The sequence below is a fragment of the Pseudomonas sp. NFIX49 genome, assembly GCF_900115915.1.
GTDB lineage: Bacteria > Pseudomonadota > Gammaproteobacteria > Pseudomonadales > Pseudomonadaceae > Aquipseudomonas > Aquipseudomonas pharyngis.
In genome coordinates this window covers 207,215-232,839 of the sequence record NZ_FOYE01000002.1, presented here as the reverse complement: position 1 = coordinate 232,839, position 25,625 = coordinate 207,215, and the positions used below count along the sequence as shown (strand labels likewise).

Below are 25,625 nucleotides of genomic sequence, written 5' to 3'. Positions count from 1 at the left end.
CCGTGGATCTTTATCCACTTCGAATCCGGGTTTTGCCAGCGAACCGCTGATGACGGTTTTGAGATTTTCAGGTGGGAGACTGGCGGATCACGCCAGCGCGGCCCAATACATTCGTAAAACAAAGCCCACGGCACGCCGTGGGCTTTATTGGCAGTCAGTCAGGCAGCGCCTTACTGAGGCGACACTTCGGTTTTAGGTTTGCCGTTGTGCCACTCGTAAACCACGAATTTGAAGTCCTTCAGGTCGCCCTTGTCGTCGAAGCTCAGGTCGCCGGTAGGTGTCTTGAAGGTGCCTTTGTGGATGGCTTCAGCCACCTTGGCAGCATCTTCGGACTTGGCAGCCTTGATACCTTCGGCAATCACTTCAACGGCCGAGTAGGACGGGAACACGAACGGACCGCTCGGGTCTTCTTTCTTGGCCTTGAATGCATCGGCCAGGGCCACGTTGGCCGGATCCTGGTCGAAGGACTTCGGCAGGGTCACCAGCAGGCCTTCGGAGGCGTCCTTGGCGATCTGGGTGATCGAGTCGTTACCCACGCCTTCCGGACCCATGAATTTGGCTTTCAGGCCTTTTTCCTGGGCTTGACGCAGGATCAGGCCCAGCTCCGGGTGGTAGCCGCCGTAGTAGACGAAGTCGACGTTGGCTTGCTTGAGCTTGGCGATGATCGCGGAGAAGTCCTTGTCGCCGGCGTTGACGCCTTCGAACACGGCAACCTTGGTGCCTTTCTTCTCGAGGGTGGATTTGACGGCGGTGGCGATGCCTTCACCGTACTGCTGCTTGTCGTGCAGCACGCCGACGATTTTCGGCTTCACGTGATCGGCAATGTAGTTACCGGCGGCAGGGCCCTGGGCGCTGTCCAGACCGATGGTGCGGAAGACCATTTTGTAACCACGGTTGGTGATGTCCGGGCTGGTGGCAGCCGGAGTGATCATGATCACGCCTTCGTCTTCGTAGATGTCCGAAGCAGGCTGGGTGGAGCTGGAGCACAGGTGACCGACCACGAATTTGACGCCGTCGTTGACGACCTTGTTCGCGACCGCTACCGCTTGTTTGGGATCGCAGGCGTCATCGTATTCAACGGCTTCGAGCTTCTTGCCGTCGACGCCGCCCTTGGCGTTGATCTGTTCGATGGCCATTTTCGCGCCACTGAACTGCATGTCGCCGTACTGGGCTACTGGACCGGTTTTAGGGCCGGCGATACCGATCTTGATGGTGTCAGCTGCGAACGAATGGCTGGCAACCCCGGCCAGAACCATAGCGGCAAACAGTTTGGAAATCTGCTTAGTAGCCTTAGTCATAGTGCTCCACTCTTACTGTTGTATTTTTTTAGAGTCCTGACGCCGTAGCAGCAGAACCGGGACAGATATCTGGGCGATACCCTCCGGAAAAGCCCCCGGCAACTGTACCGGTACAGTGTAGAGCGCCGGTTGTTGGCCTGGGAAGCTGGCGCCAGGGGGCAAAACCTGAGGGTGTCGCTTTAATGAAAGAAAAAGACAGAATTGCGGCGGGACGTTCAGAGGGCTTATGCCCCAATCATCAGCATTCCTTGGCGTTCCTGCTCTTTTCGTTCGGTACGGCCTTTTGCAACCGGGTTTTTCTGCCGGACCACCGACGTTATCATTCGCGCCGATTTCTTTTCCGGACAGTCCCATGAATCAAGAACCTAGCACCCTCTATGCCAAGCTGCTTGGTGAAACCGCATCTATTACCTGGAAAGAGTTGGAGCGCTTCTATGCCCAGGGTGCCCTATTGTGGGTCGACGCCGGCCTGGATTTGATCGCGGTCGCCGAGGCCGTGGCGTCGGATCAGGGCGAGAAAGTCGCTGCCTGGCTGGCCGAAGACAAGGTCGCCAAGCTGTCTGAAACGCGGGCGCTGGATATCTTCGAGCGTGATCCCGAGATGTGGGCGGTGGTAGTCCGGCCGTGGATCCTGATCCAGGAAAGGGCAGCGACCTGACGGGTTGCACCTTGTTGGTGCGAGCGCTGAACGGCAAAAAGTGTGTAGCGGAGTAGCGTGATGGCCGATTGCCGTAGAGAAATGCCACAGGCGGGGGTGGCATAACGGTGACGTAAACGTAACGGGCACAGTTCAGTGAGCAGCCTGACGGCTGCTTAATTGTTTCGGGATGTTGGAAAAACTGAATAAACCGGGAATTTGAGCGCCTTATCGCGAGCAGGCTCGCTCCCACAGGAAATGCATTCCATTGTGGGAGCGAGCCTGCTCGCGATGGGGGCGCCTCGATCTGGTGTCAGACCGAGTAAGACTTGCCAGTATGGTTATTAAGGGAAATAACCTTGGTCTTGCCGATCCGGTGACGGTAGATCTCGCGCAGGTACTTGATCGACTTCTTCACGCAATCGCGCGACAGGCGAATGTCATTGATCGAGACAAACTTCTCTTTGTCGTTGATCAGTTCGCGGTACTTCTTCTCATACATCGGCTTGATCGCGTACCAGTTGGTATCGAGGATCTTCGCCGGGTTCTCGAATTCGTTGAGCAGGTCGTCGATGCGGTCCTCATCGAACTCTTCCTGAATGATGAAATCGAGGATCGAATTGTCCAAGGTCTCGTCGAATCGGTACGGGGTCTTGGCGAAGCAACGCTTGATGAACGCCACGATCAGCGTCAGGAAGTCGTCCGACAGGCACGGACTCTTGGCGATAAGGGTGGTCAGCGACAAGTTGGCGGACGCACCGATCACCAGCGCATAACGCTTGAGCGTGGTGTTGGGGAACAGGCTGTTGAGGTGAGTCTTCAACCGGTTCAGGTCCATGTACGACAGCTTGTAGTCTTTCGGCAGCGAAACGATCGAGACCACCGACGAGCAGTTCTTGAAGAAGTGCAGGTCGTGCAGCGCGGCCGCGTCGTAACCGGAATTCTTGTACTGCTCAAGCGAGGCGCGATAACGCTTGGACTCGATCGGCAACAGGCTGATGCCTTCGATGGCCTGGGTCACTTTATTGAAGTGCGGCAGGTCGATCGAGCGGAAGAACAGGTCGTCGATGTTCAGGCGCTGCGGCTCTTTGTCGAACACCTTGAACTTGTCGCTGCTCGGCGGCGGGGTTTCCGGCACCACGGATTCGGCGTAGGCAATCGCCACCGGGCCGGCCAGACTCATGAACAGGTCGTTGGCGTCCAGGCGAATGGTCTCGCCGATGTCGATGCCGGCGCGACGGAAATAGTTCTGGTCGTAGTCGGTCGTGACCGCCTGGGCCGTCAGAATGTTGAAGATCTGCTGCGAGATGTATTGGTTGGCGTGCTTCTCCATCGCATTGACATCAATGTTCTGGATGTTGCCGTCATCGCTCTCTTCGGCGTAACGCATGATGTCGTTGGAAATCAGCATCATCGCGTTCCATGGGCGGATACGGCCCATGACGCTGGCTTCGCTGCTGTCTTCGTTGGCGAAGTTGTACGAGAAATCCCATTCTTCCGAGAGGTATTTGCACAGCAGACGACCGGCGTTGATGTGCAGCGCCTCGGACATTTCGCTGCGGTGATCGGAAATGTTCGGCAGCACGCAGATGCCGCTGGTGAAGATCGGTTCGAACACGAAGGAATGACCGCTCTTGCCGTCATGCTCGTCCATCGGCTTGGTGTCGAACGTCTTGTTCATGTACGAGTGCTGCTGGGCCAGGCCGAATTCCGAGGCCATGCCCGAACCGGTACCACCGCCGGCACTGAAGATCGAGAAATACAGGCGCGACTGGTTGGCCTTGATGCCGCAGCTGTCGATCAGGTACGAGTGGATCATTTTCCAGTCGGGGCTGGAGAAACGCTGGGTGTCCTTGTTGAGGATGATCTTCGCCAGGTACTGGCCGAGGATCGGCGCGTTACCGGCGCCACCGGCGTGGACTTCCGACAAGTCCATGATCTTCATCTTGCTGTAGTCGCGCAGGAAACCGCTTTTTTCGCCCTTGCGCGAGAAACGGATGCGTCCGGCGATGTCCTTGTCGAGGTCGCCGAGCATCACCAGCGGTTCCACCAGGAACACCGGTTTGCTGCCCTTGTTCGGGCCGATCCGCAGGTTGGTCTTGATCCACTGGGCCGGGCTGTAGCCCTTGTCGGCCAAGCGACGATCGCTCGAAGGGCGATCCTCGTTGTTGAATTCGTTGAGGTAGAACTTGCGCGCGTTGTACACCAGCTCCGCCACATCGAGGGCGATGTTGGAGCCGCAGCGACCGAGGCCGATCAGGCACACCGACGGGAATTCCTGATCGTTGTGCTGTTCGTTGTCGCCTTCCAGGTGCGGCGGGCGCGGGAACACCAGGTCACGCAGGCCATCGAGGTTGTCGAGGATGCGGTCTGTGTTGGTTTCGGTGAAGTACAGGTATTGCTGGGTACCCAGCGGGCGCGAGGGTGGCAATGGCTTCATCGGGGCAGGGCTGTTCGCCGCAGGGCTCAGAGTCAGATCGGATACCGCAGTGGCCGGATTGTTTTTAGAAGTCATTGTGCGCCATATACCTGGACTGGTTGGATCAACGACCGCTGTCGTCGAGCCTCACGGAATGGGAATCTCGCGTCTTTTTTCTGCGCGTATTTGGCCCGTGCGTCAGGGTTATGGCCTGAGTGTCGCGCGGGGGAATCCTTTCCTGATTGATGATGGATCGGCCATTATTCGGCGATCTTTAATCAAAAGGAGGCTAAATGATGTCAACGCGACCTTCGTTGGGATTTGCCGGAATCGGCCTGATGGGCCTGCCGATGTGCCGCCGTCTGCTGGCCGCCGGTTATTCGCTGACCGTGTGGAACCGCAACCCGGCCAAATGCGCGCCGTTGGTTGAGGCCGGCGCCCGGCAGGTGGCGACCCCCGCTGAACTCTGTGCACAGGCTGACGTGGTGATGCTGTGCCTGGCCGACACGGCGGTGGTGCGCGAAGTGGTGTTCGGTCCGGCCGGCGTGGCTGAGGGGGCGAAACCCGGTCAGTTGCTGGTGGATTTTTCCAGCCTTGAACCGACGGCCACCCGTGAAATGGCCGCCGAACTGGCCGACAAGGCAGGCATGGCCTGGCTCGATTCGCCGGTGTCCGGCGGGGTGGTCGGGGCCGAGGCCGGCAGCCTGGCGATCATGGTGGGCGGTGATGCAGCGGATCTTGATCGCGTACGACCGGTACTGCTCGAACTCGGGCAGCGCGTCACGCACATGGGTGGCGTCGGCGCCGGTCAGGTAACCAAGGCCTGCAATCAGATGATCGTCGCCTGCAACGCTTTGGTGATCGCCGAAGTGGTGGCGCTGGCCGAGCAGGCCGGGGTCGATGCCAGCCTGATTGCCGAAGCGCTGGCCGGTGGTTTTGCCGATTCGAAACCGTTGCAGATCCTCGCCCCGCAAATGGCCGAAAGCCTTTTCGAACCGGTGAAGTGGCACGTGCGCACGCTGCTCAAGGATCTGGATACCGCGGTGAAATTTTCCCGGGAAACCGGCTCGGCCACACCGATCAGCGGATTGGCCGCACAACTGATGCGCCTGCATGGGGCACAAGGTTTTTTGCAGAAGGATCCAGCGACACTGGTGCAAATGTACCGCGCGCCAGACTCAGCGGATTGAGCACGTGCGCGTGTTTGCGCTGGTTGATTTCCTCCAGCACCGGGCGCAGTTCGGCCAGTGGCACCGGGCGGCTGAGCAGGTAGCCCTGAATGAAGTCGCAGCCCGAGCGCTCAAGAAACTCGTATTGCTCCAGGCTTTCGACGCCTTCGGTGACCACCTGCAAATGCAGAGTGTGCGCCATGACGATGATCGCCTGGACGATTTCCATGTCGGCGGTGGCCTTGGGAATGTCGAGGATGAACGAGCGGTCGACCTTCAGGGTGTTGAGCGGCAGGCGCTTGAGATAGGCCAGCGACGAATAGCCGGTGCCGAAGTCGTCGATCGACAATGACACGCCGAGGGCGCGGATCTGCCGCAGCAGCACCAGGGTATTGGCGATGTTGCCCATCAAGGCGTTTTCGGTGACCTCCAGTTCCAGCCGTTCCGGGGCGACCCCGGCGCTGCGCAAGGCGTGCTCGATTTCATTGGCCAGTTCTTCCCGGGCCAGATTCAGCGGTGAGCAGTTCCAGGCGATCTTCAGCTCTTCACAGCCATGGCGCGACAGCTCGCCGAGATCTTCACAGGCTTTGCGCAGGACCCAGTTGTCGAGCTCGGCAATCAGGCCGTTGTTTTCGGCGATGGCAATGAAGCGATCCGGGGTGAGCAGGCCGTGTACCGGATGCTGCCAGCGGATCAGCGCTTCGAGCTTGGTGACCTTGCCGGTCTTGAGTTCGAAGATCGGCTGGTAATACAGCAACAGACCGTTCTCCTGACGCAGCGCGTGGCGCAGTTCTTCCTCCAGTTGCAGTTCGAGGCTGGCGCGGTTTTTCAGGTTGGAATCGAAAAAGTGCACGCCGTTGCGCCCGGCGCCTTTGGACTGGTACAGCGCCAGATCCGCATGCTTGAGCAGTTCATCGCAGGTCGAGCCGTCCTCGGGAAACAGGCTGATGCCGATGCTGGTGGTCATCACCATGCGTCGTCCGGCCAGTTCGATCGGTTCTTTCATCTTGAGCATGATGCGCTGGGCCAGATTGCGCGCTTCTTCGCGGTCGCGCAGGCCGATGAGGATGCAGAACTCGTCGCCGCCGAATCGCGCCACCACGTCTTCATGGCTGCGCACCGAGCCCTTGATGTGCTGGGCGATGACCTTGAGCAGTTCGTCGCCGGCGTCATGGCCGAGGCTGTCGTTGATGCGTTTGAAGTGGTCGATGTCGAGAAACATCACCGCCAGCATCCCGCCTTCGCTGGTTTTCTGGCTGAGTTTTTCAGCGAAGATCTGATTGAAGCCGCGCCGGTTGATCAGGTTGGTCAGGGCGTCGTAGTTGGCCACGTGCTGCAGCGACATGCGCGCCTGATCGAGCTGGCTGAGCAGGGCGTTGACCCGGCGCAGATCGTGTTCCTTGTTCTGCAGCTTCTTGTCGGCCAGCGCGGCGCTGATTGCGCTGCCCAGGATCAGCAATGTGATCAGGGCGACGGTGAGGCCCAACTGCAAGTGACTGGATTGCGACGCCAGGGTCGGCAATTGCCCCTCGGGCAGCACCAGTTGCAGCGCCGCCATGCCGGTGAAATGCATGCTGAGGATGCCGGCGCCGAGAATCAGCGCGGCCAGGTATTTGAGCATCTGGATGTGCAGGCCACTGCCTTCGCGCAAGTTGCCGGCGACCCACAACGCCGCGAAGCTGGCGCCGATGGCGATCACGATCGACGACAGGAACAGGGTGGGCTCGTAGTAGGCCGTGGCGGCGGATTCGATGGCGGCCATGCCGACGTAGTGCATGCCGGCGATGCCGAGGCCGATGACGATGGCGGTCTTGAGGTATTGCAGCAGACTCGGCTGCGGATGGCTGAGGGTGTGCATCGCCAGCCAGGACGCCAATAACGCGATCACCAGAGAAAACAGGGTCACGGGCAGGTCGTACTGAATGTCGATCGGCGCCTGGAACGCCAGCATGCTGATGAAGTGCATGGCCCAGATGCCGCCGGCCAGGCAGGTTGCGCCGATCCAGCGCCACAGGCGTTGCGAACCGGGCTCTTCAGCGTGGACGACCCGTTCGGCCATGTCGAGGGTGGCAAAACTCGCGGCGCAGGCAACCAGATAGGCCACCAGCACCAACAGGGGATTGTGTGTGCAATTGAGGATGAGCTGCCCGCTCTCCGGCTGCTCGGCAACAAATTGCAAACCAAGCCACTCCATAGCATGCCCCGTCTCTGAATACGTCCTTACTGCGTCATCAACGCAGGCGAATGTTTGCAGTATAGAGGCGGTTTTTGCCGTGCAAGCGGTAGTGGCACATTGGCGCTAACGATTTCGGCATTAGCGTCATAGCGTTTGGCTCTAAGCGTTGAAGCGCCTGAATTCAGGCGACTTCGTTCCAGTGCGGTTGCAGCGGTGGCAGGCCGAAACGGGCACGTGCCTTGTCGCAGTCGGTATTCTGTTCGCCGTTTTCCCACGACGCTTCGAACTCCCGGCAGGGGCTGGAACGCTTGTCGTAGATCGTGCAACTCACGGCTGTTCCGACTTCGCCCTCCAGCGCGGTGCAGCGCGGCGCCTTGCGGTCGGTGCCGATCATCGCGACCCGGCTGGGCGTGATCTGGGTGACCAGTTCATCGGGCACGGTCCCGCCGGAGGATGCGCATTCACCCCAGAAAAATGACACACGAAAATGGGAACAGCAGGCACCGCAATTCAGACACGGACTGACTTCGGACATGGGCGGGATATCAAAGGGGTTGATCGGCAGGATCCGGACGGATCCGGCGGCCATTCTAGGCTTCGCCACGGCGTTGGGAAGGGGGGCGTGAAAGTATTTTTTCATTGCCGGATTTTTCTGCAAAACCCCCGGTTTTCGGGGGATTCGAAGCATTTCAAGGGCTTACGTTTCGTTACACGGCCATGGCCCGTCATCAGGCTTGCGAATGATCACAGACAGCCCCGACGAGCGTGACTAGATTGCAGGTTCCGGGCTCGATGCGTTGGCAGTGAAGCCCTAATAACAATAAAGAGACGGACCCATGCAGAACTCGACCCAAGCGGCGAATGCCTGGCGCATTCTGTTCCTGCTGTTCCTTGCCAACCTGTTCAACTTCTTCGATCGCACCATCCCGGCGATCATCATCGAGCCGATCCGCATGGAGTGGCACCTCAGCGACTTCCAGCTGGGGATCGTCGGCACCGCGTTCACTCTGGTTTACGCGATTGCCGGATTACCACTGGGCCGCCTGGCCGACACCGGTTCGCGCAGCAAACTGATGGGCTGGGGCCTGGCGACCTGGAGCGCGCTGACGGCGGTCAACGGTCTGGTCGGCAGTTTCTGGAGCTTCCTGCTGGTGCGCATGGGCATCGGCATTGGTGAAGCCAGTTACGCGCCCGCCGCCAACTCGCTGATCGGCGATCTGTTCCCGGCCCATCGCCGGGCCCGGGCCATGGGCATTTTCATGCTCGGCCTGCCGCTGGGGCTGCTGCTGGCCTTCTTCACCATCGGCTGGATGGTCAAGGCGTTCGACAGCTGGCGCGCGCCGTTCTTCATCGCCGCCGTGCCGGGGCTGGTACTGGCGGTGTTCATGTTCTTCATCAAGGAACCCAAGCGCGGTGCGGCGGAAACCGTGCAGGTGTCGCAAGAGAAAGTCGACAAACCGATCCGCCGAGTCCTCGCCGTGCCGACCTTCCTGTGGCTGGTGATGGCCGGGCTGTGCTTCAACTTCGCGACCTACGCCTGCAACTCGTTCCTGGTGCCGATGCTCCAGCGTTATTTCCTGATGCCGTTGCAGGACGCGGCGGTGGCGACCGGGGTGATCGTCGGTGTGACCGGATTGATCGGCCTGACCCTCGGTGGCTGGATCGCCGACAAGATTCACCAGCGGGTGGCTAACGGGCGACTGCTGTTTGCCGCGTTCAGCCTGATCATCTCGACCCTGTGCACGGCGTGGGCGCTGCATGCCGGGCGCATCGAGATCGGGGTGTTTGTCGCTGTGTTCAGCGTTGGCTGGCTGTTCGCCTACAACTTCTACACCTGTGTGTACACGGCGATTCAGGACGTGGTTGAACCGCGTCTGCGGGCCACGGCGATGGCGCTGTTCTTTGCCGGGTTGTATTTGCTCGGTGGCGGCTTGGGCCCGGTGGTGGTCGGTGGTTTGTCGGATCACTTCGCCAAGTCGGCGATGGCCTCGGCGGGCGCCGAGCAGATGACCGAAGCCTTCAAGGCCGTCGGCCTGCATGATGCGATGTACCTGATTCCGGTGGCGCTGTTCCTGACCATGGTGTTCCTGTTCCTCGCCTCGCGCTGTTTTGTGCGGGATGCGAAGCGGATGAAGGACGGGATGGTGGCGGTGGTTGAGCCGCAGAGTCAGGCCGTTACCGCTTGATGACCTGCATCGCCTGATCGTTCCCACGCTCTGCGTGGGAATGCAGCCCGGGACGCTCTGCGTCCGATTCGAGAACTGGAACGCGGAGCGTCCCTTGAGGCATTCCCACGCGGAGCGTGGGAACGATCAGTGAGGGGGGCAGACAAAAAAAGGCCCGCATCGCTGCGGGCCTTTTCGTTTTTGGCGATGGAGCAGGGCAGTTTAGCCCGCCACCAGCACCCGGATCGCTTCCAGTCGCAGCGCGGCCTTGTCGAGCATCGCCAGACCTTGTTCACGCTGCTTGCGCAGGGCATCCAGTTCGCTGTCGCGCACGGTCGGGTTGACCGCTTGCAATGCGGTCAGGCGTGCCAGTTCTTCGTCGGTGTCGGCTGCCAGACGGCGGCGGGCCTCGGCGACGCGCTCGGCGTGGCGCGGGGTGACCTTGTCTTCACCGGCGTTGATCCGTGGCGTCAGCTGATCGCGCTGGGCCTGGATGAACTTGTTGGCGCTGGCGCGCGGCACGCTTTCCAGTTGATCGTTCAGGGTTTCGAACGCCACGCGCGACGACAGGTCGTTGCCGTTGGCATCGAGCAGGCAGCGCAGGGCGGCCGGCGGCAGGTAACGGCCCAGTTGCAGCGAGCGTGGGGCAACCACTTCGCTGACGTACAGCAGTTCCAGCAGCACGGTGCCTGGCTTGAGCGCCTTGTTCTTGATCAGCGCAACGGCGGTGTTGCCCATCGAACCGGACAGCACCAGATCCATGCCGCCCTGCACCATCGGGTGTTCCCAGGTGATGAACTGCATGTCTTCGCGTGACAGCGCCTGGTTGCGGTCGTAGGTGATGGTCACGCCTTCGTCGTCGCCCAGCGGGAAACTGGCGTCGAGCATCTTCTCGCTCGGCTTGAGGATCAGGGCGTTTTCCGAATGGTCTTCGCTGTCGATGCCGAACGCGTCGAACAGGGTTTCCATATAGATCGGCAGGGCGAACTGGTCGTCCTGTTCGAGGATGGCCTCGACCAGCGCTTCACCTTCGCCGGCGCCGCCGGAGTTGAGTTCCAGCAGGCGGTCGCGACCGGTGTGCAGCTCGGCTTCCAGGCGCTCGCGCTCGGTGCGCGCCTCGTCGATCAGCGCTTGCCACTCGCCGTCGTCGGCCTCTTCGAGCAGCGGCAGCAGGCGCGAGCCGAACTGATGCTGCAAGGCGTTGCCGGTCGGGCAGGTGTTGAGGAATGCGTTCAGTGCTTCGTGATACCACTGGAACAGGCGCTCTTGCGGGCTGGTTTCCAGGTACGGCACGTGCAGTTCGATGATGTGCTTCTGGCCGATCCGGTCGAGACGACCGATCCGCTGTTCCAGCAGGTCCGGGTGCGACGGCAGATCGAACAGCACCAGGTGGTGGGCGAACTGGAAGTTGCGACCTTCGCTGCCGATTTCCGAGCAGATCAGCACCTGCGCGCCGAACTCTTCGTCGGCGAAGTAGGCGGCGGCGCGGTCACGCTCGAGGATGTTCATGCCTTCGTGGAACACCGTGGCCGGGATGCCGGAGCGCACGCGCAGGGCGTCTTCCAGGTCCATCGCGGTTTCGGCGTGGGCGCAGATCACCAGCACTTTGGTGCGCTTGAGCATCTTCAGCTGGTCGATCAGCCACTCGACGCGCGGGTCGAATTTCCACCAGCGTTCTTCTTCGCTGGCGTCCGGCTGGGCCTGGAAGCTGACTTCCGGGTACAGCTCGGCGTGTTCGCCCAGCGGCAGTTCGAGGTATTCGTCCGGGCATGGCAGCGGGTACGGGTGCAGTTTGCGCTCCGGGAAACCCTGCACGGCGGCGCGGGTGTTACGGAACAGCACGCGGCCGGTGCCGTGGCGGTCGAGCAGTTCACGCACGAGGCGGGCGCTGGCTTCGGTGTCGCCATCGTTGACGGCGGTGAGCAGGGCTTCACCTTCGTTGCCGAGGAAACCGTGGATGGTCTTGTGCGCGGCTGGCGACAGGCGCCCCTTGTCCAGCAGCTCCTGAACGGCTTCGGCCACCGGGCGATAGTTTTCGCTCTCGGCGCGGAAGGCGGCCAGGTCATGGAAACGGTTCGGGTCGAGCAGGCGCAGACGGGCGAAGTGGCTGTCCTGACCGAGTTGTTCCGGGGTAGCGGTGAGCAGCAGCACGCCGGGAATGACTTCGGCCAGCTGTTCAACCAGCGAGTATTCCGGGCTGACTTTCTCTTCGTGCCACACCAGGTGGTGGGCTTCGTCGACCACCATCAGGTCCCAGCCGGCAGCGAACAGGGCGTCCTGCGCCTTTTCATCGTCGACCAGCCACTCCAGTGCCACCAGGGCCAACTGGGTGTCTTCGAACGGGTTGGTGGCATCGCTTTCGATGAAGCGTTCTTCGTCGAACAGCGCGACCTGCAGGTTGAAGCGGCGGCGCATTTCCACCAGCCATTGGTGCTGGAGGTTTTCCGGCACCAGGATCAGCACGCGGTTGGCGCGGCCCGACAGCAACTGGCGATGGATCACCAGACCGGCTTCGATGGTCTTGCCCAGACCCACTTCGTCCGCCAGCAGTACGCGCGGCGCGATGCGGTCGGCGACTTCACGGGCAATGTGCAGCTGGTGGGCGATCGGTTGCGCACGCACGCCGCCCAGGCCCCAGAGCGAAGACTGCAACTGGCGGCTGGTGTGTTCCAGAGTGTGATAACGCAGGGAGAACCACGCCAGCGGATCGATCTGCCCGGCGAACAGACGGTCGCTGGCCAGGCGGAACTGAATGAAGTTCGACAGCTGGGTTTCCGGCAGGGTGACCGCTTCGTTCTGTGCGTTGAGGCCGTGGTAGACCATCAGGCCGTCGACGTCGTCGACTTGCTGGACGGTCATCTTCCAGCCTTCGAAGTGCGTGATCGAATCGCCGGGCGAGAACCGAACGCGGGTGAGGGGCGCATTCCGTAGCGCGTACTGGCGAGTCTCGCCAGTGGCCGGGTAAAGCACGGTCAACAAGCGGCCGTCCTGTGCCAGAACGGTGCCTAAACCAAGCTCTGCTTCGCTGTCACTGATCCAGCGTTGCCCCGGTTGATACTGCTGCGCCATGCTGCCTGACTCCCACCTTGAAAAAGCGGGCTATCTTAACGGAATGAGGGCCTGAGGCCAAAGGATAAGGAGCGGTAACGAGCTTTTGGCTGCACGCTGCAAGTAAGGCAAATGTGGTCATCTGTCAGTTTTACGCAGGGCCGGGGCACCTGTGAGTGCCAACCCGGTCACAAGTTTGCGACAGATGGTTCAAGGCAACCTCGCCCCAGCCGATAGCTTGCTGACAGGAGACCCTTCATATGCTGCCACCGATGCTCCCCCTGAGCGCCGTGCCGATCACCTCCCAGCAGGATCCGATCCGCCAGCGACCGGATATTCCCCCTGTGGTGCCGGTGCAGGAAAGCTCCAACGAAAGCACCATCGACCTGCAAAAGCGCGACCCGGAAGAGGACGGCTATCTGCTGCGCGAAGAGCAGCGCCGCCAGCAGGAACGCGATCGCCGCCGCCGCGAAGCCGACGACGACCCCGAAGCGCACCTCGCCGTTCCCGGCACCGAACTCAATGCCGACAACACTGTGCCGGTGGCGCCGCTGATGGACGATCAGCCGCGTCAGGGGCTTTGGGTCGATATCGAAATCTGAGGCCGGGCGGCCAGCTCCGTCAGGTTTTCCAGCAACACGTCGATCTCTTCTTGTGTGTTCAAGTAGCTCACCGCCACCCGCGCAATATTTGTCAGCCCGCGCGCCTGCATGTCCAGCGGCGTGTAGGCCACGCCATTGGCGCCGATGTTGATTCGTCGTTCGGCCAACGTCTGTTTCAGCACCACGCTGTCCCAGCCTTCGAGCGTGAAGGCGATCAGCCCGGATTGTTGATTGGCCGCGCCGAGGTCCCGTAGCGTCAGTCCGGGAATCGCCTTCAGGCGTTGGCGCAATTCACTGCTCAGCTGTTCGATGCGTTGGCGGATGGCGATCGCGCCGAGGCGGTTGTGCTCCTCCAGCGCATTGGTCAACCCCGCCAGCAGGGCCAGCGACACCTCGCTGGTTTCAAAGCGGCGCGCGTCGTCACGCAGGGTAAATCGCTTGCCGTCCCACGGCGCCGACAATACATCGCGTTGCACGGGGAGCAGCCGTTGCAGAAATTGCGGCCGAATGTACATCAACGCCGTGCCGCGCGGCCCGCGCAGGAACTTGCGTCCGGCACCCTTGAGCACGTCGCACTGCAAGGCCTGGACATCGCAGGGCAACTGTCCCAGTGCCTGGCCGGCGTCGACGAAATAAGGGATGCCGTGGCGCCGCGCGACATTGCCGATCTGCGCGGCGGGGTTGATCAGACCGCCGTTGGCCGGCAGCCAGGTCAGGGCGATCAGGCGTACCTGGCCGTCGATCATCTGCGCCAGGGCTTGCGGGTCGACCGCGCCGTGGGCGTCACAAGGAATCACTTCGAGCCGCGCGCCGGCCTTCACCGCTTCGGCCATGCACGCCAGGTTGCCGGCCCATTCATGGCGACCCACCAGAATCCGTTCGCCGGGCTGCCACGGCCCCAGCGCGTTGAACGCCTGGCTCCAGGCCGCCGAGCCGCTGCTGGCGAAGGCGATGTCTTCGGGCTGGGCGTTGAGCAGGGCGGCGGCCGCATTGCGCGCGCGTTCCTGGACCCGGTTGTCCGCCGACTCCATCGGCCCGCCGAGTGCTTCGCGTTGCAGCTGTTCGATCACCGCATCGAGGGTGGCCTGGCTTGGCAGCGAGGCGCCGGCGTGGTTGAAGTGGATCACCTGGGCGCAGCCGGGCGTGGCGGCGCGCAGACGCAAGATGTCGTCGATGTTCACGGCTTGAGCTCGAAGATCGCGTCGATTTCCACCGCGACGCCGGCCGGCAGGCTCGCCACGCCGACCGCGGTGCGCACGTGTCGGCCCTTGTCGCCGAGGGCGTTGACCAGCAGATTCGAGGCGCCGTTGGCGACCACGCCCTGAGCCTTGAAGTCCGGCGTGGCGGCCACGAAAACCCCGAGGCGCAGGATGCGCACCAGCTTCGACAGGTCATCGCCCAGCGCATGGCTCAACTGGGCGAGCAGGCCCAAGGCAGCCAGTTCAGCGGCGTTGGCGCCTTCTTCGTCGGAGATCGCTTCGCCCAGTCGTCCGATGAACGCAGGTTTGCCGTCGAGCAATGGAATCTGCCCGGAGATGAACAACTGGTTCTGGCTGACCACGTGGTTGACGTAATTGGCGATCGGCTGGCTCGGCTCGGGCAGGCGCAGGCCGAGTTGTTGCACGCGTTGGCTGAGGGAATCGGTCATGGGAAGTCCTCCTGAGTGAGGGCTTCAGCATGTTGGGGCGAGCGAAGGGCGACAAACGGATAGATTTAATCCGACGCATCCAAAAAACTCATGCGTTCGCGGTTTCCTCCAGCCATTCGCAGAAACTCTGCGCCGCCGGCGTGGGCGGGCGTTGCGGCGTGACCAGCCAATAACCGATCTCGCCGAGCATCGGCGGGGTGTCGAAGGCCGGTACCAGCGCGCCTTCCTTGATCCGCCGTTCGATCATTCGCTGGCGGCCCATGGCAATGCCCTGGCCGGCAACCGCCGCTTCGACGACGATGTTGTAATCGTGGAGCATGACGCTGGGCACATGAGCCAGATCGATGCCGCTGTGTTGCTGCCAGTCGATCCATTCGAACGGCTGGTGCGACTTGGCCATCAGCAACGGCCCGTTGCTCACGCCCCTGGCTTTGAAAGCCGGGCTGCACACCGGCGTCAGGGTCTCGCCCATGAACCGGTGCGCCTGGACTTTCGGCCAACCGCCCTTGCCGTAGCGGATCGCCAGATCCACCTCGCCGGCATCGACGTCGGCCAGTTGCACGGCGGGCAGCAGTTCGACATGGATGTTCGGGTATTTCGCGTTGAAGTCCGCCAGACGCGGCGCCAGCCACAAGGTGGCGAAGGAGGCGAGCAGGCCGATGCGCAAGGTGGTGGGGCGCTCGCCGCGCAGGTCGTGGGTGGCGGCGGCAATCGCGGCGAGGGCCGGCTCGATCTGCCGATAGTAATGTTCGCCGGCGGCCGTCAGATCGATCGCCCGGGTGCGGCGCACGAACAGTCGCTGATCGAGGAATTCTTCGAGTTTGTGTACCTGATGGCTGATCGCGCTTTGGGTCACCGACAGCTCATCGGCAGCCTTGATGAAACTCAAATGACGGGCCACGGCCTCAAAGGCACGCAAGGCCATCAGCGGTGGCAGGTCCTGATGCAGGGGCACGGCGCAGATCCTTCGGGTTCAGGGCGAGGCGCCGATTGTGCAAGCAAATCCGGTGGGCGGTACATGAAATGTTGTAGAGGGTTCAGGTGAGTGGCTGGTCAGCGTTCGCGCCAGGCCGCATTATTGGCGCAGTCCTGCCGTTGAAGCGGCAGTTGTGATTCAGTCCAAGCGATGCACCGAACGCCATGAGCCAAGACGACAAGCTGATCGACCTCAACACCGAACGCGCCAAGCGGGTTCATGACCTCAACGAGAAGCGCCTGAATGAAGTGCGCCAGGCTTTCGAGCAGGCCATGCCGTTGGGTAAACCCAAGAAAAAGCCGAAAAACAAACCGAAAAAGCGTTGATCTCCCCTGCATCCGTTGATGCAGGTCAGTTATTTCCCTTCCTTTCCTCCTCTCTGTGACCGGCATTGATCCCGGTCAATTCCTGCGCCTGCCTGATTGGTTAACTTAGTTCCATCGCAGCAAAGCAGGGGCCAGGAGGCCAGTCATGTTTTTCGATAACGTGGTGTTTGCCGGGGTCCTGACTGTGGGGCTGATGGTTCTGTTTTTTGCAGGGTTTGGATTTTTTATCTGGAAGGATGCGAACAAGCGCAAGAAGCCTTGATTCTTCCGGGTTTGATGAGCACGCAAGGCATTTTGGGCAACTTCGGTTGCCCTTTTTTTTGTGTCTTGGCGGCCTTTGGGCCGACCATGCTTTGGGTGTTTTTTGTGAATATCCGTTTTTGTGGGTGTTGCCGCTGGCGGTTCCGCTCTTACAGCGGCTCACTTTTCCAAACGCCGAAAAGTAAGCAAAAGGCTGGGCCCCTGCGTTCGGCGCCTCGCTGAGGCTCGGCGTTCCTTCGTTCCGGGATTCATCCGGGGGCATCGCCTACGGTTTGCTTCGCTGCACCTCCTCTCGATGTGTTTGGCTCCGCCAAACGGTCGCTGCGCTCCCACCCCCGGATAAATCCCTCCACTCAGCCTTCCGATGGGGCCGGCACGTCAAGAGCGGTACTCGAGCTAACGCTCATCGTGTTGAGTGGTTAGAGGCGAAAAGCGACTGCTTTTGCTTTTGCTTTGATCGTTCCCACGCTCCGCGTGGGAATGCAGCCCGGGACGCTCTGCGTCCCATTTCTGGAAGCAACAAAAAAGGCGTGATCCTCTCGAATCACGCCTTTTTCATTACAGCGGTCTATCAGCTGCCCAGCGCCTTCGATGCCAGCCAGAACAGGCCGGCCGACAGGGCCACGGTGGCTGGCAGGGTCAGGACCCAGGCCAGCAGGATGGTTTTCACCGTGCCGCCTTGCAGGCCGCTTTTGTTGGCGACCATGGTGCCGGCCACGCCCGAGGAGAGGACGTGGGTGGTGGACACCGGCAGGCTGAAGATGTTGGCCATGCCGATCAGGCTGGCGGTGGTGATCTGGGCCGACATGCCTTGCGAGTAGGTCATGCCTTGCTTGCCGATCTTCTCGCCGATGGTCAGTACCACGCGTTTCCAGCCGACCATGGTGCCCAGGCCCAAGGCCAGGGCGACCGCCAGAATTACCCAGAACGGGGCGTATTCGGTGGTGGTGGTCAGGTCTTTGCGCAGTTTGTCCAGGTCAGCCTTTTCACGCGGGGCGAGGCCTGGCAGTTTGCTGACTTTCTTCGCGGTGTCGTCCAGGCAGAGCAGGTAACGACGCACTTCGATGCGGCTCTCCGCGGACAGCGAGTGGTAGTCGGCTACGCCTTTGAGGGTGTCGAGCAGGGCGGCGATGGTCGGTTCGGTCTGTTGCGGGTTGCAACGGAATTTCTCCGGCAGGTCGCCTTCCACGCTTTTGCCCAGGGCCAGGAATTCACCCAGGGTGTCGGCGTTGCGCTTGTAGAACTGGCTCAGGTGCAGGGTCGCATCGCGAGTGCGTTCGATCTGGTAGGTGGTGCTGTTCAGGTCGAGTACGAACTGCGCAGGCACGATACCGATCAGTACCAGCATGATCAGGCCGATGCCTTTCTGGCCGTCGTTGGAACCGTGCACGAAGCTCACGGCCATGGCCGAGATCACCAGGACCAGGCGGTTCCAGAACGGTGGGTGCTTCTTGTCGTCGATCTTGCGGCGCTGTTCCGGCGTCTTGTGCATCTTCGACAGCGGACGCCACCACTTCAGGCCGATCAGCACCAGCGCGGCGATCAGGAAGCCGGCCATCGGCGAGAACACCAGCGAGGCGCCGATATCGATCGCTTTCTGCCAGTTGACGCCGTCAGCCAGTGGAATTTCGTTGATCAGGGCGTTGGCCAGGCCGACACCGAGGATCGAACCGATCAGCGTGTGCGAACTGGAGGCCGGGATACCGAAGTACCAGGTGCCCAGGTTCCAGGCGATCGCGGCGGCGAGCAGCGAGAACACCATTGCCAGACCATGGCCGGTGTTCACGTTGATCAGCAGTTCTACCGGCAGCAGGTGCACGATGGCATACGCCACGCCAACGCCGCCCAGCAGTACGCCGAGGAAGTTGAACACGCCCGAGAAGAACACCGCCAGATGAGGCGGCATCGCTTTGGTGTAGATAACAGTGGCTACCGCGTTAGCGGTGTCATGAAATCCATTGATGAACTCGAAGGCGAGGACAAATGTCAGGGCGAGCAGGAGGCTCACAAGCACCCAGGCATCCAGTCCGCTGAATAAATCGATCATGAAGGTTTTCTGACCCGGTCATAAGGGGGCGCGATTATGCCAGAAAAGACTGGAAATCGATCCCCTACCTGCTCATCGGTAACATTCTTCAACGAATTAATTTGTGTCAGGGGGCATTACCCAAGCTTTTTGCAGGGTTTTGCAAGGTGTTGATTTGGTTGATAAAAATTTGAGACGCCGGCGGATTCGCCAGTTGTCGGGAGGGGACTGAAACTTGTGTGAAATATCTGAGAAATGCGTCTGACATGCTCCAGACCTGTGCAATACAGGGGAGTTGGCCGCTGCCCGCGGGTAGCGGGCGCGCAAGGCATCGTCAGTCCACCGTGCTTGTAGCCCGGTGAGTACGCTTACCTTCGGAAGGTGCAAAGGACGGCTTCAAGGCTCTTCGGCTTTGAGTTCCTCTTCCATTTTTTTCAGTTCTTGCTGAAAGACCTGATCCTGAACGGTAGGGCGTTTACGCCAGGCTTTGCGTTCTGGTTCGGGCTGGGCGGCGTAGGTGGTGACTTCCCCGCCGTAAACTTCCTTGTAACGTTGTTCCTGGCGCTCAAGTTCCGCGCGCAGTTCGTCTTTCGTCACAGTGCTACCTGTATGAGTTGAGATAAATGTCTGGTGAAACGCACTGCAACGAATCATTTAACCGGTTCATCAACAAGCGCTTGCCCGGACAGGCAGCGGTGTTGTCGGGAAGACGGTCAGGACTTCCATGTTGCAGGCGGCTACGGCACCAGATTAAAACTGACGCAGCATCAGTTTCCTGTTTCAGCGAGCGCGCTGGCGGTGCATGAGTAATGAGCGTCAGGCGCTGGCCGGGGCCGGCAGCGATGGACATCGCGCCAGCGGGTGGCACCGTCGGCAAATAAGAGCGCGGTGCCACTGAGGTGCATTATAGCGGGCGAATCGGGATTGCCTATCTTTGCCAAGTTAAAAACGGTTCTGGATGTGTGATTGTTTTGTGACGTGCAACTTTCATCAATAGTTGCATCGCCGTTGCGCAGTGTTTGATTTCTGGCGCCATTTAGTCGGACAACTAAGGCGCTTAAACCACACCGGCGTTCCAAGTTCAAATCTGTTCCGCACAACCCAAACGAGTAGGTGAGGGCGATTGCGATTATCGGTCGACGGTTCGATAATCGCCCGGTGTTGGCGGTCTGTCGCTTGTGTATCTGCCAGCGAGCCGCTTGTATAGCCGTTGATCCGAACAAGAAAAAAGGACCCGACATGAACGATCAAATGCGCAATTCCTTCACCTCGGTAGCGCCGCCGATCGTCGCTTCGCCGGCCAAGCGTATCCAGGCCCTGACCGGCGACCCGGATTTCATGACCTCCCTGGCCCGTGGCCTGGCGGTGGTGCAGGCGTTTCAGGAGCGCAAGCGCCACCTGACCATCGCCCAGATCAGCCATCGCACGGAAATTCCCCGCGCCGCCGTGCGCCGTTGCCTGCACACACTGATCAAGCTCGGCTACGCCACCACCGATGGGCGCACTTATTCGCTTCTGCCGAAAGTGCTGACCCTCGGTCACGCCTATCTGTCGTCGACGCCGCTGGCGGTCTCGGCCCAGCCGTATCTCGACCGCATGAGCGAGCAACTGCACGAGGCCTGCAACATGGCCACGCTGGAAGGCGACGACATTCTCTACATTGCCCGTTCGGCCACCACCCAGCGTCTGATTTCGGTGGACCTGTCGGTGGGCGGGCGCTTGCCGGCGTACTGCACGTCTATGGGGCGAATCCTGCTGGCGGCGCTGGACGACACCTCGCTGCGCGAATATCTCGACCACGCCGAACTGGTGGCCAAAACCAGCCGCACGATTCACACCCCCGACGCCTTGCTCGAATGTCTGCAGGAAGTCCGGCAGCAGGGCTGGTGCATCGTCGATCAGGAACTGGAACAAGGTCTGCGTTCGATTGCCGTGCCGGTGTATGACGCTTCCGGCCAGGTGGTGGCCGCGCTCAATGTCAGCACCCACGCCGGTCGGGTCAGTCGTACCGAGCTCGAGCAGCGCTTTCTGCCGGGCTTGTTGAGCGCCAGCCGCGACCTCAGTGCGCAATTGTTTGCCTGATGAAGCTGTTCGATAAACGCACAGAGTTGCGTTTATCGAATTGACGCTAAAACCCCCGGATCATTAATGTCGCGGCAGCGTCATCCGGCGCGAATGTGAATGAGCCCGCCGGATCGTCGACTCCCATAATAATGACAAGAGGCAACCTCCCATGCGCACGTTCCCCGACTGTCGCCGCCCCCGTTCCTGTTGCCGGTATTAGCGCAACGCCTGATTTCTTCCTTATATAGTTGTGACCGTGCCGCTCTCTGGCCGGCCGCCGTTCGACTGCGTTTTCTTGCGTGGAATAAAAATAATGAACCAGCCTCAGTCCGCTGTAGGTCACTGCCTCGACGTGCAGTCCTTCATCAATGCCCAACCGATCTCGCGCTATCAGTGGCGCGTCGTGATCCTGTGTTTCCTGATTGTATTCCTCGATGGCCTCGACACCGCGGCCATGGGTTTTATCGCGCCGGCCCTGTCCCAGGACTGGGGCATCGACCGCGCCAGCCTCGGCCCGGTGATGAGTGCCGCGCTGATCGGAATGGTCTTCGGTGCGCTGGGCTCCGGGCCGCTGGCTGACCGCTTCGGGCGAAAAGTCGTACTGGTCGGCGCGGTTTTTCTGTTCGGTGCTTTCAGCCTGGCGTCGGCCTACGCCACCAATGTCGATCAGTTGCTGGTGCTGCGTTTCCTCACTGGTCTGGGACTGGGCGCCGGAATGCCGAACGCCACCACGCTATTGTCGGAATACACCCCGGAGCGCAAGAAGTCCCTGTTGGTGACCAGCATGTTCTGCGGCTTCAACCTGGGCATGGCCGGCGGTGGATTCATCTCGGCCAAGCTGATTCCTGCGTTTGGCTGGCACAGTCTGTTGCTGATCGGCGGGATCCTGCCGCTGATCCTCACCGTGGTGTTGCTGCTCTGGCTGCCGGAATCGGCGCGCTATCTGGTGGTGCGCAATCGTGGCACCGACAAGGTGCGCAAGACCCTCGCACCCATTGATCCGGCCATCGTCGCTCAGGCCGCGAGTTTCAGCGTGCCGGAACAGAAAACCGTGAAAGCGCGCAACGTGTTTGCGGTGATTTTTTCCGGCACCTACAGCGTTGGCACGTTGCTGCTGTGGCTGACCTATTTCATGGGTCTGGTGATCGTGTACCTGCTGACCAGTTGGCTGCCGACCCTGATGCGCGACAGCGGCGCGAGCATGGAGCAGGCTGCCTTCATCGGCGCGTTGTTCCAGTTCGGTGGGGTGCTGAGTGCGGTGGGCGTAGGCTGGGCGATGGACCGGTTCAATCCGCACAAGGTGATCGGCATTTTCTACCTGCTGGCCGGGGTGTTTGCCTACGCGGTCGGGCAGAGTCTGGGCAACATCACGCTGCTGGCGACGCTGGTGCTGGTGGCGGGCATGTGCGTCAACGGCGCGCAGTCGGCGATGCCGTCGCTCGCGGCGCGGTTTTATCCGACGCAGGGCCGGGCGACCGGTGTGTCGTGGATGCTCGGGATCGGCCGCTTCGGCGCGATTCTCGGGGCGTGGATGGGCGCGACCCTATTGGGCCTGGGCTGGAATTTCGAGCAAGTGCTGACGGCGCTGGTGATTCCGGCGGGCCTGGCCACGGCAGCGGTGGTGATCAAGGGGCTGGTCAGTCACGCGGACGCGACCTGAGTTTCATTGCAGGATCGTTCCCGCGTCGAATTGGCCGCAGAGAATGCTCCGCGTTCGGTTTCGGAAGGGACGCGGAGCGTCCCGGGCTGCATTCCCACGCAGAGCGTGGGAACGATCAGTGACGGAATGATAGGCAGATAACAATCTGTTCGATAAACGAACACTCAGTCGATTATCGGATTGTTTGGCGAAAATCAGCGGCTTAATCTTCAGTGACTCCGGCGCAGAACCTCGCGCCTTTTTATTCACTGGCGATTCATTACAAAAACGGGAGCCCGCTCCATGGCTGAGATCCTTTCGCTGCACGACGCGGTGAAGCAATTCGTCAACGACGGCGATACCGTCGCGCTCGAAGGCTTCACTCACCTGATCCCTACGGCGGCGGGTCATGAAATCATTCGTCAGGGCAAGAAAGATCTGACCCTGGTGCGGATGACGCCTGACCTGATCTACGACCAACTGATCGGCGCCGGCTGTGCACGCAAGCTGATCTTCTCCTGGGGCGGCAACCCTGGCGTGGGTTCGCTGCACCGTCTGCGCGACGCGGTCGAGAAGCAATGGCCGCACGCGCTGGAAATCGAAGAACACAGCCACGCCGACCTGGCCAATGCCTACGTCGCCGGCGCTTCCGGCCTACCGTTCGCGGTACTGCGGGCCTACGCCGGTTCCGACCTGCCGAAGGTCAACCCGCTGATCAAATCCGTGACTTGCCCGTTCACCGGCGAAGTGCTGGCGGCGGTGCCGTCGGTGCGTCCGGACGTGACCGTGATCCACGCCCAGAAAGCCGACCGTCAGGGCAACGTGCTGCTGTGGGGCATTCTCGGTGTGCAGAAAGAAGCCGCACTGGCCGCCAAGCGTTGCATCGTCACGGTCGAAGAAATCGTCGACAACCTCAACGCCCCGATGAACGCCTGCGTGCTGCCGACCTGGGCCTTGAGCGCGGTCTGCCATGTACCCGGTGGCGCGCATCCGTCCTACGCCCACGGTTACACCGAACGTGACAACCGCTTCTATCAGGCGTGGGATCCGATCGCCCGCGACCGTGAGACGTTTACCGCGTGGATCAACGAATACATCCATGGCTGCGCTGACTTCAGCGAGTTCCAGGCCAAGTTGGCCGCTGCTTCGGAGGCCAAGTAATGACTTACACCACCAATGAAATGATGACTGTCGCCGCAGCCCGTCGCCTGAAGAACGGCTCGGTGTGCTTCGTCGGCATCGGCCTGCCGTCGAAAGCCGCCAACCTGGCGCGCCTGACCTCGTCGCCGGACGTGGTGTTGATCTACGAATCCGGTCCGATTGGCGCCAAACCCAGCGTATTGCCACTATCGATCGGTGACGGCGAACTGGCAGAAACCGCCGACACTGTTGTGCCGACCGGTGAGATTTTTCGCTACTGGCTGCAGGGCGGGCGCATCGACGTCGGTTTCCTCGGCGCAGCCCAGGTCGACCGTTTCGGCAACATCAACACCACCGTGGTCGGCGATTATCACCAGCCGAAAGTGCGTCTGCCGGGTGCCGGTGGCGCACCGGAGATCGCCGGCTCTGCCAAAAGCGTGCTGATCATCCTCAAGCAGTCGGCGCGTTCGTTTGTCGACAAGCTCGATTTCATCACCTCGGTCGGCCATGGTGAGGGTGGTGATTCGCGCAAACGTCTGGGCCTGCCGGGCGCCGGCCCGGTCGGTATCATCACCGACCTGTGCATCATGGAGCCGGAAGAGGGCACCCACGAATTCGTGGTCACCGCGCTGCACCCGGGCGTGACTCGCGAGCAAGTGGTCGCCGCCACCGGTTGGCCGATCCGTTTTGCCGACAGCGTGGCAACCACCGCTGAACCGACAGAAGTCGAACTGACTGCGCTGCGCGATCTCGAAGCGCGCACGGCCGCTGCCCACGGCCAGGCACCGGGAGAAGCATGATGCGCGACGTTTATATCTGCGATGCGATTCGTACCCCCATCGGCCGTTTCGGTGGCGGTCTGGCGGCGGTTCGCGCCGACGACCTGGCCGCCGTGCCGATCAAGGCCCTGATGGAACGCAATCCGTCGGTGGACTGGAGCGCCATCGACGAAGTATTCCTCGGCTGCGCCAACCAGGCCGGCGAAGACAACCGCAACGTGGCGCGCATGGCGCTGTTGCTGGCCGGTCTGCCGGACAGCGTTCCGGGCGTCACCCTCAATCGCCTTTGCGCGTCGGGCATGGATGCCATCGGCACGGCGTTCCGCGCCATTGCCAGCGGTGAAATGGAGCTGGCGATTGCCGGTGGCGTCGAGTCGATGTCCCGCGCACCGTTCGTGATGGGCAAGGCTGATGCGGCGTTCTCGCGCAATATGAAGCTGGAAGACACCACCATCGGCTGGCGTTTCATCAACCCGTTGATGAAGGCCCAGTATGGCGTTGATGCGATGCCGCAGACCGCCGACAACGTCGCCGACGACTACGAAGTTTCCCGCGAGGATCAGGACGCTTTCGCCCTGCGCAGTCAGCAACGTACTGCCGCGGCCCAGGCTGCCGGCTACTTCGCCGAGGAAATCGTTGAAGTGCGGATCGCCCACAAGAAGGGCGAAACCGTGGTCAGCCAGGACGAACACCCTCGCGCCGACACCACGCTTGAAGCCCTGACTAAACTGAAACCGGTCAACGGCCCGGACAAGACCGTCACCGCCGGCAACGCTTCAGGCGTCAACGATGGTGCCGCCGCGCTGATTCTGGCCTCGGCCGAAGCGGTGAAAAAACACGGCCTGACCGCCCGCGCCAAAGTGCTGGGCATGGCCAGTGCCGGAGTCGCGCCACGGGTGATGGGCATCGGCCCGGTGCCGGCGGTGCGCAAACTCACCGAACGCCTCGGCGTGGCGGTCAGCGATTTCGATGTGATCGAACTCAACGAAGCGTTTGCCAGCCAGGGTCTGGTGGTGCTGCGCGAACTGGGGCTGGCGGACGACGCGGCCCAGGTCAACCCGAACGGTGGCGCGATTGCCTTGGGCCACCCGTTGGGCATGAGCGGCGCGCGTCTGGTGCTGACCGCCCTGCATCAGCTGGAAAAGACCGGTGGCAAGAAAGGTCTGGCGACCATGTGCGTCGGTGTCGGCCAGGGTCTGGCCCTGGCCATCGAACGCGTCTGACGCAAGCCGTGACGAAAAAGAACAGAGGA

At 61.3% G+C, this 25,625-nt stretch carries 21 protein-coding genes; 11 read left to right on the top strand and 10 right to left on the bottom strand.

The window, feature by feature from the left end; genetic code table 11:
• Window positions 1-170 precede the first annotated feature (170 nt).
• A complete protein-coding gene (locus BMZ46_RS05450; protein ID WP_039771394.1) occupies window positions 171-1,298 on the bottom strand; it encodes a branched-chain amino acid ABC transporter substrate-binding protein in 1,128 nt (375 codons plus the stop codon).
• Window positions 1,299-1,650: 352 nt separating this feature from the next.
• Between BMZ46_RS05450 and BMZ46_RS05440 the strand changes: the two genes are divergently transcribed.
• The gene (locus BMZ46_RS05440) at window positions 1,651-1,956 is read left to right on the top strand and encodes a DUF2288 domain-containing protein (protein WP_039771396.1); all 306 of its coding nucleotides are present in this window, start codon (window positions 1,651-1,653) and stop codon (window positions 1,954-1,956) included.
• 292 nt (window positions 1,957-2,248) lie between these two features.
• Here the strand turns inward: BMZ46_RS05440 and BMZ46_RS05435 are convergent, their stop codons facing one another.
• A complete protein-coding gene (locus BMZ46_RS05435; protein WP_074691419.1) occupies window positions 2,249-4,450 on the bottom strand; it encodes a hypothetical protein in 2,202 nt (733 codons plus the stop codon).
• A gap of 197 nt (window positions 4,451-4,647) precedes the next feature.
• On the opposite strand from BMZ46_RS05435, the gene BMZ46_RS05430 reads away from it, so the two are divergent.
• Window positions 4,648-5,544, top strand: a complete 897-nt coding sequence (locus BMZ46_RS05430) for an NAD(P)-dependent oxidoreductase (protein WP_170844888.1) — start codon at window positions 4,648-4,650, stop codon at window positions 5,542-5,544.
• Here the strand turns inward: BMZ46_RS05430 and BMZ46_RS05425 are convergent.
• Window positions 5,435-7,717 carry a putative bifunctional diguanylate cyclase/phosphodiesterase gene (locus BMZ46_RS05425; RefSeq protein ID WP_074691425.1) on the bottom strand — a complete coding sequence of 761 codons (2,283 nt, stop codon included), beginning with the start codon at window positions 7,715-7,717 and terminating at the stop codon, window positions 5,435-5,437. The genes BMZ46_RS05430 and BMZ46_RS05425 overlap by 110 nt on opposite strands.
• A 163-nt stretch (window positions 7,718-7,880) precedes the next feature.
• On the bottom strand, window positions 7,881-8,234 hold the full coding sequence (locus tag BMZ46_RS05420) for a YkgJ family cysteine cluster protein (protein WP_039771496.1): 354 nt from the start codon (window positions 8,232-8,234) through the stop codon (window positions 7,881-7,883).
• A gap of 301 nt (window positions 8,235-8,535) precedes the next feature.
• Between BMZ46_RS05420 and BMZ46_RS05415 the strand changes: the two genes are divergently transcribed.
• Entirely contained in the window at window positions 8,536-9,885 is a 1,350-nt protein-coding gene (locus tag BMZ46_RS05415; RefSeq protein ID WP_039771403.1) for a spinster family MFS transporter, read from the top strand.
• 201 nt (window positions 9,886-10,086) lie between these two features.
• Here BMZ46_RS05415 and rapA read toward each other — a convergent pair whose 3' ends face one another.
• Window positions 10,087-12,933, bottom strand: a complete 2,847-nt coding sequence (rapA, locus tag BMZ46_RS05410; RefSeq protein ID WP_039771405.1) for an RNA polymerase-associated protein RapA — start codon at window positions 12,931-12,933, stop codon at window positions 10,087-10,089.
• 239 nt (window positions 12,934-13,172) lie between these two features.
• Here rapA and BMZ46_RS05405 point away from each other — a divergent pair, with 239 nt between their 5' ends.
• Window positions 13,173-13,514 (top strand): aspartate-semialdehyde dehydrogenase, encoded by a 342-nt coding sequence (locus tag BMZ46_RS05405; RefSeq protein ID WP_074691426.1) that lies wholly within the window; start codon window positions 13,173-13,175, stop codon window positions 13,512-13,514.
• On the opposite strand, the gene BMZ46_RS05400 is transcribed toward BMZ46_RS05405, so the two are convergent.
• The 3 genes from BMZ46_RS05400 to BMZ46_RS05390 all read right to left on the bottom strand — a co-directional run bounded on the left by BMZ46_RS05400 (window position 13,484) and on the right by BMZ46_RS05390 (window position 16,117).
• Entirely contained in the window at window positions 13,484-14,695 is a 1,212-nt protein-coding gene (locus BMZ46_RS05400; protein ID WP_074691427.1) for an aminotransferase class V-fold PLP-dependent enzyme, read from the bottom strand. The genes BMZ46_RS05405 and BMZ46_RS05400 overlap by 31 nt on opposite strands.
• The gene (locus BMZ46_RS05395) at window positions 14,692-15,162 is read right to left on the bottom strand and encodes a RidA family protein (RefSeq protein ID WP_074691428.1); all 471 of its coding nucleotides are present in this window, start codon (window positions 15,160-15,162) and stop codon (window positions 14,692-14,694) included. The genes BMZ46_RS05400 and BMZ46_RS05395 overlap by 4 nt, the downstream gene beginning before the upstream one ends.
• A gap of 88 nt (window positions 15,163-15,250) precedes the next feature.
• Entirely contained in the window at window positions 15,251-16,117 is an 867-nt protein-coding gene (locus BMZ46_RS05390) for a LysR substrate-binding domain-containing protein (protein WP_074691429.1), read from the bottom strand.
• Between the two features lie 185 nt (window positions 16,118-16,302).
• Here BMZ46_RS05390 and BMZ46_RS29300 point away from each other — a divergent pair, with 185 nt between their 5' ends.
• Together BMZ46_RS29300 and ccoM are read left to right on the top strand one after the other, a co-directional pair.
• Window positions 16,303-16,464 carry a hypothetical protein gene (locus tag BMZ46_RS29300; protein WP_007959203.1) on the top strand — a complete coding sequence of 54 codons (162 nt, stop codon included), beginning with the start codon at window positions 16,303-16,305 and terminating at the stop codon, window positions 16,462-16,464.
• A gap of 145 nt (window positions 16,465-16,609) precedes the next feature.
• Window positions 16,610-16,726 carry a cytochrome c oxidase subunit CcoM gene (gene ccoM / locus BMZ46_RS29670; protein WP_007959205.1) on the top strand — a complete coding sequence of 39 codons (117 nt, stop codon included), beginning with the start codon at window positions 16,610-16,612 and terminating at the stop codon, window positions 16,724-16,726.
• Window positions 16,727-17,296: 570 nt separating this feature from the next.
• Here the strand turns inward: ccoM and BMZ46_RS05380 are convergent.
• Window positions 17,297-18,772 carry an inorganic phosphate transporter gene (locus BMZ46_RS05380; RefSeq protein ID WP_039771417.1) on the bottom strand — a complete coding sequence of 492 codons (1,476 nt, stop codon included), beginning with the start codon at window positions 18,770-18,772 and terminating at the stop codon, window positions 17,297-17,299.
• A gap of 375 nt (window positions 18,773-19,147) precedes the next feature.
• Window positions 19,148-19,348 carry a hypothetical protein gene (locus BMZ46_RS05375; RefSeq protein WP_007957826.1) on the bottom strand — a complete coding sequence of 67 codons (201 nt, stop codon included), beginning with the start codon at window positions 19,346-19,348 and terminating at the stop codon, window positions 19,148-19,150.
• A 642-nt stretch (window positions 19,349-19,990) separates the two neighbouring features.
• Between BMZ46_RS05375 and pcaR the strand changes: the two genes are divergently transcribed.
• The 5 genes from pcaR (at window position 19,991) to pcaF (ending at window position 25,596) form a co-directional block, all read left to right on the top strand.
• The gene (gene pcaR, locus BMZ46_RS05370; RefSeq protein ID WP_007917109.1) at window positions 19,991-20,833 is read left to right on the top strand and encodes a pca regulon transcriptional regulator PcaR; all 843 of its coding nucleotides are present in this window, start codon (window positions 19,991-19,993) and stop codon (window positions 20,831-20,833) included.
• Window positions 20,834-21,128: 295 nt separating this feature from the next.
• Window positions 21,129-22,475, top strand: coding sequence for a 4-hydroxybenzoate transporter PcaK (locus BMZ46_RS05365; protein WP_011332817.1), 1,347 nt, complete (start codon window positions 21,129-21,131; stop codon window positions 22,473-22,475).
• A 282-nt stretch (window positions 22,476-22,757) separates the two neighbouring features.
• Entirely contained in the window at window positions 22,758-23,615 is an 858-nt protein-coding gene (locus BMZ46_RS05360; RefSeq protein ID WP_003222404.1) for a CoA transferase subunit A, read from the top strand.
• Window positions 23,615-24,394 (top strand): CoA-transferase subunit beta, encoded by a 780-nt coding sequence (locus tag BMZ46_RS05355; protein WP_039771422.1) that lies wholly within the window; start codon window positions 23,615-23,617, stop codon window positions 24,392-24,394. Before BMZ46_RS05360 ends, BMZ46_RS05355 begins: the two co-directional genes overlap by 1 nt.
• Window positions 24,391-25,596: a 3-oxoadipyl-CoA thiolase gene (pcaF, locus tag BMZ46_RS05350; RefSeq protein ID WP_170844887.1), complete on the top strand. Its 1,206-nt coding sequence runs from the start codon at window positions 24,391-24,393 to the stop codon at window positions 25,594-25,596. Before BMZ46_RS05355 ends, pcaF begins: the two co-directional genes overlap by 4 nt.
• Window positions 25,597-25,625 lie beyond the last annotated feature (29 nt).